At 65.3% G+C, this 12,766-nt stretch carries 10 protein-coding genes; 7 read left to right on the top strand and 3 right to left on the bottom strand.

Translation table 11 applies throughout. From position 1 onward, the window contains the following. Positions 1 to 125: 125 nt before the first annotated feature. The 3 genes from BMY06_RS40570 to map all read right to left on the bottom strand — a co-directional run bounded on the left by BMY06_RS40570 (position 126) and on the right by map (position 5,911). Positions 126 to 875 carry a pseudouridine synthase gene (locus BMY06_RS40570; protein ID WP_277397762.1) on the bottom strand — a complete coding sequence of 250 codons (750 nt, stop codon included), beginning with the start codon at positions 873 to 875 and terminating at the stop codon, positions 126 to 128. Positions 876 to 2,179: 1,304 nt separating this feature from the next. Continuing rightward, a complete protein-coding gene (locus BMY06_RS18595) occupies positions 2,180 to 4,756 on the bottom strand; it encodes a [protein-PII] uridylyltransferase (RefSeq protein ID WP_065060171.1) in 2,577 nt (858 codons plus the stop codon). A gap of 333 nt (positions 4,757 to 5,089) precedes the next feature. Next, entirely contained in the window at positions 5,090 to 5,911 is an 822-nt protein-coding gene (gene map / locus BMY06_RS18600; RefSeq protein WP_065060170.1) for a type I methionyl aminopeptidase, read from the bottom strand. A gap of 457 nt (positions 5,912 to 6,368) precedes the next feature. On the opposite strand from map, the gene rpsB reads away from it, so the two are divergent. From rpsB to BMY06_RS18635, 7 genes are all read left to right on the top strand, one after another. Further along, on the top strand, positions 6,369 to 7,124 hold the full coding sequence (gene rpsB, locus BMY06_RS18605; protein ID WP_074984506.1) for a 30S ribosomal protein S2: 756 nt from the start codon (positions 6,369 to 6,371) through the stop codon (positions 7,122 to 7,124). A 213-nt stretch (positions 7,125 to 7,337) separates the two neighbouring features. Then, positions 7,338 to 8,219: a translation elongation factor Ts gene (gene tsf / locus BMY06_RS18610; RefSeq protein ID WP_065060168.1), complete on the top strand. Its 882-nt coding sequence runs from the start codon at positions 7,338 to 7,340 to the stop codon at positions 8,217 to 8,219. 270 nt (positions 8,220 to 8,489) lie between these two features. Beyond that, positions 8,490 to 9,206, top strand: a complete 717-nt coding sequence (pyrH, locus tag BMY06_RS18615; RefSeq protein WP_027814826.1) for a UMP kinase — start codon at positions 8,490 to 8,492, stop codon at positions 9,204 to 9,206. A 92-nt stretch (positions 9,207 to 9,298) separates the two neighbouring features. Next, positions 9,299 to 9,859 (top strand): ribosome recycling factor, encoded by a 561-nt coding sequence (frr, locus tag BMY06_RS18620; RefSeq protein ID WP_074984508.1) that lies wholly within the window; start codon positions 9,299 to 9,301, stop codon positions 9,857 to 9,859. A gap of 63 nt (positions 9,860 to 9,922) precedes the next feature. Continuing rightward, positions 9,923 to 10,705, top strand: a complete 783-nt coding sequence (uppS, locus tag BMY06_RS18625; protein ID WP_074984510.1) for a polyprenyl diphosphate synthase — start codon at positions 9,923 to 9,925, stop codon at positions 10,703 to 10,705. Next, positions 10,699 to 11,508 (top strand): phosphatidate cytidylyltransferase, encoded by an 810-nt coding sequence (locus BMY06_RS18630; protein ID WP_065060166.1) that lies wholly within the window; start codon positions 10,699 to 10,701, stop codon positions 11,506 to 11,508. The genes uppS and BMY06_RS18630 overlap by 7 nt, the downstream gene beginning before the upstream one ends. A gap of 24 nt (positions 11,509 to 11,532) precedes the next feature. Beyond that, complete coding sequence (locus BMY06_RS18635) at positions 11,533 to 12,714, top strand: 1-deoxy-D-xylulose-5-phosphate reductoisomerase (RefSeq protein WP_074984589.1); 1,182 nt, start codon at positions 11,533 to 11,535, stop codon at positions 12,712 to 12,714. The last annotated feature ends 52 nt before the right edge of the window (positions 12,715 to 12,766 follow it).

The following is a 12,766-nucleotide window of genomic DNA, read 5'->3' on the forward strand; positions in this document are numbered from 1 at the left end:
GCGAGGCGCGCAATCCATGCGCTCTGCGCCATTGGTGCCATTCGCGCCTCGACGTACCAATAAAAACGGGAGCCACTGGCTCCCGTTCTTCATGGCTTGCGGTTCAGGCAGAACCGCGTCGCGCTTTAAAACCCTTCGTCGGCGGACAGGTAACGCCACTGGCCTTGCGGCAGCGCGCCTAGCATCACGCGGCCCATACGCACGCGCTTGAGGCCCACGACGTGGAGACCGACCAGTTCGCACATGCGGCGGATCTGGCGTTTCTTGCCTTCACGCAGCACGAAACGCAACTGCTCGCCGTTCTGCCAGCTGACTTCGGCGGGCTTGAGCGGCACGTCGTCGAGCGACAGGCCGTGACACAGCTTCGCGAGCAGTTCGGCCGGGAAGTGCTGGTCGACTTCGGTTTCGACGTCGCCGTAGGTGACGCGCACGAGGTATTCCTTGTCGATGTCCGAGCTTTCGCCGATCAGCTGCTTCGCGACGCGGCCGTCCTGCGTCAGGACGAGCAGGCCGGTCGAGTCGATATCGAGGCGGCCCGCCGGCGCGAGTGTGCGCAGATGCTGCGCCGAGAAACGGATGCCCGAGCGGTCGCCGTCCCAGTGGTTGTCGCCGGTAACGAGCGTCACGGCGGGTTCGTAGCCGTCTTCGGCCTGACCGGAGACAAAGCCGACAGGCTTGTGCAGCAGGATCGTCACCTGGCGCGCCTGGGCGGCGAGGGCGGCGGGATCGACTTCGATGCGCTGTTCGGGCGTGACCTTGGCGCCGAGCGTGTCGACAACTTCACCGTCGACGAAGACCCAGCCTTTTTCGATCCATTCGTCGGCTTCGCGGCGCGAGCACAGGCCCAGTTCCGACATGCGCTTGGACAGACGCATGACGTTGTCGCCATCGATCTCCACGCGCGCGGCGCGTTGCGGTGCGGTGTTCTCGGCGTCGCGGCGCGGTGCCTTGTCGAAGGATTTGGCTGCGGGCTTGCGCGTGGGCACACCGTCGCGCTCACCCCACGACGCCTTTACCGGGCGCGCGGAACCGCGGTCCTCGCGCGGGCGGAATTCGCGGCGGTCACTGCCTTCGTCGCGGCGCTGGAACGGACGGCGCTCACCACCTTCATCGCGGCGAGGGAACGGACGACGTTCGCCGCCTTCCTCACGCGGCCGGAACTCGCGACGCTCACCACCTTCGTCACGGCGCGGGAACGGACGACGTTCGCCACCTTCTTCGCGCGGACGGAACTCGCGACGCTCGCCGCGTTCGTCGCGGCGCTGGAACGGACGGCGTTCGCCACCTTCCTCACGCGGCCGGAATTCGCGACGCTCACCGCCTTCGTCGCGGCGCTGGAACGGACGGCGTTCACCACCTTCGTCGCGGCGTTGAAACGGACGGCGGTCGCCGCCTTCCTCACGCGGACGGAACTCGCGACGCTCACTACCTTCGTCGCGGCGCTGGAACGGACGACGTTCGCCACCTTCTTCGCGCGGCCGGAACTCGCGACGCTCGCCGCCTTCGTCACGGCGTTGGAACGGACGGCGCTCACCGCCTTCATCGCGGCGAGGGAACGGACGGCGTTCACCGCCTTCATCGCGGCGCTGGAACGGGCGGCGTTCGCCACCTTCCTCACGCGGCCGGAACTCGCGACGCTCACCACCTTCGTCGCGGCGTTGGAACGGACGACGTTCGCCACCTTCCTCACGCGGCCGGAATTCGCGACGCTCACCGCCTTCGTCACGGCGCTGGAACGGACGGCGCTCGCCACCTTCCTCACGCGGCCGGAATTCGCGGCGCTCACCACCTTCATCGCGGCGCTGGAACGGACGGCGCTCGCCACCTTCCTCACGCGGCCGGAATGGGCGACGCTCGCCACCCTCATCCCGGCGCTGAAACGACCGACGCTCATCCCCCTCGCCACGGCCGCGCGAGAACCCGCGCTCGCCGCGTTGATCGCCATCGGCGCGTCGCGGGGGACGCGCGTCGCCCTCGCGCGGCGCGCGCGGTTTCGACGACGCGCCTTTCGGCCCCGTCGACTGGGCAAAAGGCTTCGCCTCGGCCGGACGCACCGGTTTGCGCGCGGTCGTGGCGCCGCGGCGGACGGGGGCGCGTTCCGGGGTAGTCGGGCGCGGATGCTTGGCTGTCAGTTTGGCTCGCATGATTCCAGGTATTTCGATGTTGCTCGGTGTTGCATTCAGACTGCGATCGCGCGCAGCAATTCAGTTTCGACGCGGATTTGCAACCGATTGTCGGAAAGTCCCGACCCGTCCAGCAGGAAAACGTCCTCGACGCGCTCGCCGAGCGTATTGATTCGCGCCGCCTGGACGCCAATCCGGTGCTCGGCCAGCACGCGCGCGATCGAATAGAGAAGGCCGGGCCGGTCATTCGCCGACACGGACAGGATGTAGTACTGGCCGCGCTCGTCGGCCCGCAGGTCGACGCGCGGCGTCACCGGGAAGGTGCGCGACAGGCGCGAGAGGCGGCCCTTGGACGGCTCCGGCAGCACATGGCTTTCGGCCGTCAGCCGCTCGGCGAGTTCCTGCTCGACGAGGTTCGCGATATCGCGATAATGCACTTCGTCCTCGGTATTCGCGACGATGAAGTTGTCCAGCGCGTAGCCGTGGCGCGTCGTGCTCACGCGCGCGTCCAGCACCGACAGGCCGCTGCGGTCGAAGTACGCGCACATCGTCGCGAACAGATCCGGACGGTCCTTCGCATAGACCAGCACCTGCAGCGCTTCGCCGACCGGCGACGGGCGTGCGCGCACGACGGGCGACGGTGTCTCCACGTGGCGGTACAGCACGCGCGTCTGCCAGGCGATGTCAGCGGCGTCGTGACGCAGGAAATAGCCCACGTCGAGCTTGTCCCAGAGCGCGCGATGCGCGTTTTCCGGGACGGTCTCCAGACGCAGCAGCGCGAGCGCCAGCTCCTGGCGCGTCTTCAGCTCGGAATGCGCGTCGGGCTTGGCGCCGCCGAGCACCGCGAGCGTCGCGCGGTAAAGGTCTTCGAGCAGCTTGCCCTTCCAGTTGTTCCAGACCTTCGGGCTGGTGCCGCGAATATCGGCGACCGTCAGCAGATAGAGCGCGGAAAGGCGGCGCTCCGTGCCCACGAGATCGGCGAAACGCTTGACCACTTCGGGATCGCTCGTGTCCTGCTTTTGCGCGACCTGGCTCATGGTCAGATGCTGCTCGACGAGCCAGACGATCAAGTCGGCGTCCTCGCGCTCGATGCCGTGTTCGCGGCAGAAGCGGCGCGCGTCGGCCATGCCGAGCTGCGAGTGATCGCCGCCGCGACCCTTGGCGATGTCATGAAACAGCGCCGCGACGTAAAGCACCCACGGGCGTTCGAAGTTGGCGATCAGCTGGCTGCAGAACGGGTATTCGTGCGCGTGTTCGGCCACGGCGAAGCGGCGGATGTTGCGCAGCACCATCAGAATGTGCTGATCGACCGTGTAGACGTGATAGAGGTCGTGCTGCATCTGCCCGACGATGCGGCGGAAATTGAGCAGATAGCGCCCGAGCACGCTCGTCTGGTTCATCAGCCGCATCGCGTGCGTGATGCCCGCCGGCTGACGCAGGATCTCCATGAACAGGCGGCGGTTTTCCGGGTCGCGACGCCAATGTTGATCCATCGTGTCGCGCGCGTTGTACAGCGCGCGCATCGTGCGCGCCGACAGGCCCTTGACGCCGGGCACCTGTTCGTAGAGCAGGAAGGCTTCGAGGATTGCGTGTGGATCGCGCTCGAACACGTCGTCGGCGACGATTTCGAGCATGCCTTGCTTCTCGACGAAATGGTCCGAGAGCGTGCGCGTGATGCCGCTCGTGCTCGGGAACAGCTGGGCTTCGATGTTCTGGATCAGGATGCTCGAGAGCTGCGTGACTGCCTTGGCCGCCCAGTAATAACGGCGCATGAGCTGTTCGCTTGCGCGCCGCGAGCTGCTGGCCTTGAAGCCGAAACTTTCGGCGACGGCGGTTTGCAGATCGAACACGAGAATGTCCTGGCGACGCCCCGTGATGACATGCAGACGCGCGCGCAGCGTCTTCAGAAAGGTTTCGTTGCGGCGCAGTTCGCGCGCCTCGCGGCCGGTGATCAGGCCGCGCTGGTCGAGTTCCTTCCAGCTGCTGCCGAACGCCGCCGCTTCGGTCATCCAGAGAATCAGTTGCAGATCGCGCAGGCCGCCGGGGCTTTCCTTGACGTTCGGTTCGAGCGCGTAGGGCGTGTCCTGGAAGCGCGCGTGACGCTGGCGCATTTCGAGCACTTTCGCCTGGAAGAACGCGCGCGGGTCCATGGCGTCGCGATAACGCTGGGCGAAGTCGCCGAACAGCGTCGGGCTACCGGTCAGGCGGCGCGCTTCGAGCAGCGAGGTGCGCACGGTTACGTCGTTGGCCGCTTCCTCCAGACACTGCGAGACGCTGCGCACGCTGCTGCCGATCTCCAGCCCGAGATCCCACGCGAGTCCGATGAAGCGCTCGATGCGCGCTTCGAGCGGCGCGAGCGGTTCGTCGTCGGGGAGCAGGACCAGAATGTCGACGTCGGAAAACGGTGCGAGCTCGCCGCGACCGTAGCCGCCCACCGCGACGAGCGCGAGCGAGGCCGGCAGCTCGCACAGGCTCCACGCGCTGCGCAGCGTGTCGTCAGTGGTGTGGGAGAGGGCGTGCATCAGCGTGTCGACGTTGGAGGCCGACTTGAACCGTTCGAGTAACTGGGCCTTGGCGGCCTTGTAATCGGACCTCAGCGACGACGTATCGGGTGCGGCGGCGAGAACGCTCATGAACTGGAACTGGACGATGGTTGGCGCACGGGGCGCGGTCGAAGGGGCGGGGCAGGCCACCGGGGCCGGGGAGCCGCTGGCGCACGCGGGCGCCTTCACTGCATGTCTTGCCTGAACTGCTGCGAGCCGGTCGCTGGATGCGCGCCCGCCTTGCGGCTGCGGGATTACGGGGCCGGATGCGCGACGGCACGCTTTCCGGCGGACTGCTCATGATCGACTGTCGCTCGCTGCGTTGCGCGCTTCGTGCTCCGTGCCACGGAATCGTCGATCAAACGTGGCCGGGACTGACGCGGCGGCCGCCCCGGGAAGGGCGACGCCGCCATGCGGGCCCGCTCAGGCCGGGCTGCCCGCCATCTGCGCGACGATCGCCGGCTTGGCGGGCGTGCCCGCCGACACCGTCAGCACTTCGTAACCGGTTTCGGTCACGAGCACCGTGTGCTCCCATTGCGCCGACAGGCTGCGGTCCTTCGTCTTGACGGTCCACTGGTCCGGCATGGTGCGGATGTCACGGCGGCCGGCGTTGATCATCGGCTCGATCGTGAAGATCATGCCCGGCAACAGTTCGACGCCCGTACCGGCGCGGCCGTAGTGGAGCACTTGCGGCTCGTCGTGGAATACGGTGCCGATGCCGTGGCCGCAGTATTCGCGCACCACGCTGTAGCCTTGCGACTCGGCGTAACGCTGGATGGCATGGCCGATGTCGCCCAGATGTCCGCCCGGACGCACCTGGTCGATGCCAAGCCACATGCATTCATACGTGGTCTGCACGAGACGCTTCGCGAGAATCGAGCCTTCGCCCACAATGAACATGCGGCTCGTGTCGCCGAAATAGCCTTCCTTGATGACGGTGATGTCGATATTGAGCGTGTCGCCGTTCTTCAGCGCCTTGTCGCCCGGAATACCGTGACAGATCACGTCGTTGACCGAGGTGCAGATCGCCTTCGGGTAGGGCGGATAGCCGGGCGGCTGATAGTTCAGCGGCGCGGGCACGGTGCCCTGCACATTGGTCATGTATTCGTGACAAAGGCGGTCGAGCTCGCCGGTCGTCACGCCCGCGACGACGAACGGCGTAATGTAGTCGAGCACCTCGCTTGCCAGGCGGCAGGCGACGCGCATTTGCGCGATGTCGTGTTCGTTCTTGATCGAAATGGCCATGGTGTGCGCCCGAAAATGCAGTCGAATATCGAATTATCGCACCTAATCCCGGCGGTCGCTGGCCTATTGCTAATAGATGCGCGGTATACAGGTGGCCGCGGCCGGCGACGGCGAGGCTCGGGTTGCCGAGGGGGCTGTCGGTTCGGCATCCGCCTGCCGCCCTCGTTTCGAGGGTAATAGCTGGCTTGAGTGGTGCTGATTTCGCGTGCTATAATCATCGGCTAAGTCGCTCCCCGTATTCTTTCATTCCCTGACTAACGTGGGTGGAAGGTGTGGCGGGGCGCTGGCTGAGTCCGCAGCCGCCGCGGGCTCAGTTAATCGGTAGCGAGTCTTACCAGGCGGCATTTTTTAAATCGCGAGCCGGCGCACCCAGGGTGTCGGGCGTTTATCCGCAAAAGCGGAGGGCGTCACGATACGGCAGCCGGCTTAAGACCCAAACCCTAGCGGAGAAATTCTCATGGCAGTTACCATGCGCCAAATGCTGGAAGCCGGTGTCCACTTCGGCCACCAAACGCGCTTCTGGAACCCGAAGATGGCCCCCTTCATCTTCGGTCATCGCAACAAGATTCACATCATCAACCTCGAAAAGACGCTGCCGATGTACAACGACGCACTGAAGTACGTGCGTCAGCTGGCATCGAACCGTGGCACGATCCTGTTCGTCGGCACGAAGCGTCAATCGCGTGACACGATCGCCCAGGAAGCGCAGCGCGCTGGCATGCCGTTCGTGAACGCACGCTGGCTCGGCGGTATGCTGACCAACTTCAAGACGCTGAAGGTTTCGATCAAGCGCCTGAAGGACATGGAAGCGGCTGTTGAGGCAGGCGAACTCGAAAAGATGAGCAAGAAGGAAGCGCTCCTGTTCGAACGCGAAATCGCCAAGCTGCAAAAGTCGATCGGCGGCGTGAAGGACATGGGCGGCATTCCGGACGCGATCTTCGTGGTCGACGTCGGCTACCACAAGATTGCCGTGACGGAAGCCAACAAGCTGGGCATCCCCGTCATCGCCGTGGTCGACACGAACCACTCGCCGGAAGGCATCGACTACGTCATCCCGGGTAACGACGACGCCAGCAAGGCAGTCGCGCTCTACACCGCAGGCGTGGCCGACGCGATCCTCGAAGGCCGTGCGAACTCGGTCAACGAAGTCGTCACAGCCGCGCGCGGCAACGACGGCGACGACGAGTTCGTCGAGGTCAACTCGGAGGCGTAAGCTGCCCCGTGTCCGGCAAGAAAAGGGGGCTTTCCATAGGCCCCTTTTTTTTAAGCCGCGACTTTCGTCGCCGCGTCATCACCGCGGCACCGTAGTCCTGTAGAAGCAGCTGTAAAAAAGCGTTTCAGAACAGACTCGAACGGAAACGAATTCCAGCCGGCCGCATCGAAGCATGCGGCGCGGCGTGTACCAGACAGACTCAAGGAGCGAATGATGGCGGCAATTACCGCAAGCATGGTGGCAGAACTGCGCGCAAAGACCGACGCGCCGATGATGGAATGCAAGAAGGCGCTGACGGAAGCCGACGGCGATCTGGCGCGTGCTGAAGAACTGCTGCGCGTGAAGCTCGGCAACAAGGCAAGCAAGGCAGCATCGCGCGTCACGGCTGAAGGCGTGATCGCTTCGTTCATCGGCGGCAATGCTGGCGCAGTCGTCGAACTGAACTGCGAAACCGACTTCGTCGCCAAGAACGACGACTTCCTCGCCTTCGCGAACACGGTGGCCGAACTGGTCGCCACGCAAAACCCGGCTGACGTCGCTGCCCTGTCGGCGCTGCCGCTGGAAGGCTCGACGGTCGACGCAGTGCGCCTCGCACTGGTCGGCAAGATCGGCGAAAACGTTTCGATCCGCCGTTTCGCGCGCTTCGAAACCGCCAACCAGCTGGCTTCGTACCTGCACGGCACGCGTATCGGCGTGCTGGTCGAGTACACGGGCGCGGAAGAGCAGGTCGGCAAGGACGTGGCAATGCACATCGCCGCGATGAAGCCGGTCTCGCTGTCGTCGGACGAAGTGCCGGCCGACCTGATCGCCAAGGAGCGCAGCATCGCCGAACAGAAGGCTGCCGAGTCGGGCAAGCCGGCTGAAATCGTCGCCAAGATGGTCGACGGCTCGGTGCAGAAGTACCTGAAGGAAGTCTCGCTGCTGAACCAGCCGTTCGTGAAGAACGACAAGCAGACGATCGAACAGATGCTCAAGGCGGCTAACACGTCGGTGCAGAAGTTCTCGCTGTTCGTCGTTGGCGAAGGCATCGAGAAGCGCCAGGACGACTTCGCTGCTGAAGTGGCCGCGCAAGTCGCTGCTGCAAAGCAGCAATAAGGGCCGCGCAGCCTTTAGCCGTATCGAGTCGTACCCGTATCAAAGTCTCATCGCAGTCCCGTAGTACGCCGCGGCGGCGCATTTCCGCCGCGGTGGGGCAGCGTAGCGACGCTCGATGTAGCGACGCCCAGCGAACTTGCCGGGCGCAGCGGTCTCCCGCTGTGCCCCGTGGCGCCAACTCTCGCTATTTCTGGTGGCGCTTGCCCCAAGTCGTATTTCACCCCTACAGTTTCAAGTTATTGCCCTTTGCGCGCGATCCTGGATACCTCCATGCCCACACCCGCCTATAAACGCGTCCTGCTCAAACTTTCCGGCGAAGCCCTCATGGGCGATGATGCCTTCGGCATCAACCGCGCCACGATCGAACGAATGGTGGCAGACGTGGCCGAGGTGGTGCGGCTCGGCACCCAGCTCGCAGTCGTGATCGGCGGTGGCAATATTTTCCGCGGCGTCGCGGGCGGCGCGGCCGGTATGGACCGCGCGACCGCCGACTACATGGGCATGCTCGCGACCATGATGAACGCGCTCGCGCTGCAGGACGCCATGCGTCACGCCGGTATCGAAGCGCGCGTGCAGTCCGCGCTGCGCATGGACCAGGTGGTCGAGCCGTACATCCGCCCCCGCGCGATCCGTCAGCTCGAGGAAGGCAAGGTCGTGATCTTCGCGGCCGGCACGGGCAACCCGTTCTTCACGACCGACACGGCCGCCGCCCTGCGTGGCGCCGAAGTGGGCGCGGAAGTCGTGCTCAAGGCCACCAAGGTCGACGGCGTCTACTCGGCCGACCCCAAGAAGGACCCGACGGCCACGCGTTACTCGACGATCAGCTTCGACGAGGCAATCGGCCGCAATCTGCAGGTGATGGACGCCACCGCTTTCGCGCTGTGCCGCGACCAGAAGCTGCCCATCCGCGTTTTTTCGATCGTCAAGCCGGGTGCGCTCAAGCGCATCATTCAAGGCGAAGACGAAGGCACGCTCGTCCACGTGTAAACTCTCGTTTCACACGAGATCGATTCTGGGCCGCGCCGCCCTTCATGCGCGCGGGCGGGCCCACACCGTAACAAAGGTTCGGAGGTATCAAAATGGCTGTGGCTGACATCAAGAAGGGCGTCGAGCAGAAGATGCAACGCTCGATCGACGCGTTCAAGAGCGATCTCGCGAAGATCCGCACGGGCCGCGCCCACACGGGCCTGCTCGATCACATCCAGGTCGACTACTACGGTTCGCCCGTGCCCATCTCGCAAGTGGCCAACCTCACGCTGGTCGACGCTCGTACGATCGGCGTGCAGGCGTGGGAAAAGAAGATGGTTCCGGTCATCGAAAAAGCCATCCGCGAGTCGGATCTGGGTCTGAACCCGGCCACGCACGGCGATCTGATCCGCGTGCCGATGCCCGCACTGACCGAAGAGCGCCGCAAGGAACTCACGAAGGTCGTCAAGAACGAAGGCGAAACGGCCAAGGTTGCCGTGCGTAACCTGCGTCGCGACGCCAACGAGCAACTGAAGAAGCTCGTGAAGGACAAGGAAATCTCGGAAGACGACGAGCGCCGTGGCGGCGACGACGTCCAGAAGCTGACGGACCGCTTCGTCACGGAAATCGACAAGCTCGTCCAGACCAAGGAAGCCGAGATCATGACGGTTTGAGGCCGCCAGGCTCTCATCCCGCCAGGGTTTCTCTTTCCTTATCGCAGTTATAGTCCGACGGCCATGACCTATACCAGCTCAACCGTTCGCGTGCCCGAAGTGGCGGCCGTGCCGCGCCACATCGCGATCATCATGGACGGCAATGGCCGTTGGGCGACGCAACGCCGCTTGCCGCGCGTCGCGGGCCACACGCGCGGCGTGGACGCCGTGCGTGCGGTCGTCGAGGGTTGCGTCGAGCGCGGCGTCGAGTACCTGACGCTGTTCGCCTTCAGTTCCGAGAACTGGCGGCGCCCGACCGACGAAGTCTCGTTTCTCATGCGCCTGTTCATCTCGGCGCTGGAGCGCGAGGTAGGGCGCCTGCACGCGAACGGCATTCGCCTGCGCGTGGTCGGCGACCTGTCGATGTTCAACGAGCGTATTCAGGATCTGATCCGCCGCGCCGAAACCAAGACGGCGCGCAACACGCGTCTGACGCTGACCATCGCCGCCAACTACGGCGGCCGCTGGGACATCCTTCAGGCCACGCGCAAGCTGGTCGAAGCCGCCGTGGCGGCGGGCGAACCGGTGCCGGTCACCGAAGACACGCTCGGCCAGTATCTCGCCATGAATTACGCGCCCGAGCCCGACCTGTTCATCCGTACCGGCGGCGAGCAGCGCGTGAGCAATTTCCTGCTCTGGCAATTGGCTTACGCAGAATTCTATTTCACCGATACGTTCTGGCCCGACTTCGATCGCGACGCGCTCAACCGCGCGATCGCGTCCTACACCGAACGTGAGCGCCGCTTTGGCCGTACCAGCGCGCAGCTCGAAACCCAGTCCCAGAACGCCGATTCCCTTTCATGCTAAAGACCCGTGTCATCACGGCGATCGTCCTGCTGGCCGTGCTTTTGCCGGTCACGCTGTTCGCGCCGGTGGCCGCCTTTGGCGTGCTGATCCATGTCGTGGTGGCGTTCGCCGCGTGGGAATGGGCGCGCCTGCTCAAGGCGGGCAAGGTCGGTTCGATCGTCTATGCGCTGATCGCCGCGCTCGCCGTGCTGGCGAGCGAGCGTCTCGCTTCGCCGCGTCCGCTGTTTCAGGCGGCCGGTATCTTCTGGATCGTCGCCGGGCCGTATGTGCTGGTGCGCAAACCGGTGCTCGCCGCGGGCGCCTGGCGCGCCTTCCTGCTGGCCGCCGGGCTCGTGATCTTCTGCGCCTGCTGGCATGCGCTGGTGCTCGCACGCACCTCCGGCGTGGCCTTCGTGCTGTCGCTGCTGCTGGTGGTCTGGCTGGCCGATATCGGCGCATACTTTGCCGGTAAGGCATTCGGCAAGCATAAGCTTGCGCCCGCCATCAGCCCCGGCAAGACCTGGGAAGGGGCCGTCGGCGGCTGGGCGGCCGTGATGATCGTCGCCGCTGCCGCGCTTGCGCTGCACGCGTTCGAACCCACGCTTTATTCGGCGCTGGCCGGCCAGCTTGGTCTGGGCCGCGCGTTCTTCGTGCTTACCGTGCTGGTCGCGTTCAGCGTGGTCGGCGATCTGTTCGAATCGATGCTCAAGCGCCAGGCCGGCGTGAAGGATTCGAGCGGCCTCCTGCCGGGTCACGGCGGAGTCCTCGACCGCATCGATGCGCTGTTGCCGGTGCTGCCGCTTGCCATGCTGCTGCTTGGCTAAAGGCGTTCGGCTAGAGAAATGGAAATGCAAAAACGACTCACCTTGCTCGGTTCGACGGGCTCGATCGGAGACAGCACGCTCGACGTCGTCGCGCGTCATCCGGACCGCTTCACGGTTTATGCGCTCACGGCGCACCGCAACGGCGACAAGCTCGTCGAACAATGTCTGCGTTTCGCGCCTGAAGTGGCCGTGGTCGGCGACGCCGCGACGGCTCAGGACGTCGAGCGCAAGCTGCGCGCGGCCGGTTCGAAGACCATTGTGACGCACGGCCCGCAGGCACTCATCGATGTCGCGAAGAGCGACGGCTGCGATACGGTGGTCGCGGCCATCGTCGGCGCAGCGGGCCTCGAGCCCACGCTCGCGGCGGCGCAGACCGGCAAGCGCATCCTGCTCGCGAACAAGGAAGCGCTCGTGATGTCGGGCGACATCTTCATGAACGCGGTGCGCGACAACGGCGCGGTCCTGCTGCCCGTCGACAGCGAGCACAACGCCGTGTTCCAGTGCTTGCCGCGCGAAGCGGCCATGCACGGCGGCGTGACCAGGATCATCCTGACCGCCTCGGGTGGCCCGTTCCGCACGCGCGAACCGTCGACGCTCGTCGACGTCACGCCGGAGCAGGCCTGCAAGCACCCGAACTGGTCGATGGGCCGCAAGATTTCGGTCGACTCGGCCACGATGATGAACAAGGGTCTCGAGGTAATCGAGGCGCATTACCTGTTCGATCTGCCGGGCGATCGCATCGACGTGCTGATCCATCCGCAGAGCGTGATCCACTCGATGGTTTCGTACGCCGACGGTTCGGTGCTCGCGCAACTGGGCAACCCCGACATGCGCACGCCGATCGCGCACGCGCTGGCGTATCCGGATCGCGTGGATTCGGGCGTCGCGCAACTCGATCTCGTGCAGGTCGCGACGCTCAACTTCGAGCATCCCGACTACACGCGCTTCCCGTGCCTCGCGCTCGCCATGAAGGCGCTGAACGAAGGCGGCGTGGCGAGCGCCACGCTCAATGCGGCCAACGAAATCGCGGTCGAGGCCTTCCTCAACCGCCGCATCGGCTTCATGGCCATCGCGCAGACGGTCGACGCCGTGCTCAACGCACTGCAGAATCGTCCCGCCACGAGCCTCGAAGTCGTGCTCGAAGCCGACGCCGCCGCGCGCCGCGCGGCACACACCATCATCGACAGCCTGCCGGTGCCGGCGTAAGGTCCGGCAGCGGGCCCAGCGGCGAGGCCGGGCGATCCCCGGCGCGCCGCTC

Origin of the sequence: Paraburkholderia tropica, assembly GCF_900109265.1 — a bacterium.
GTDB classification, from domain to species: Bacteria; Pseudomonadota; Gammaproteobacteria; order Burkholderiales; family Burkholderiaceae; genus Paraburkholderia; species Paraburkholderia tropica.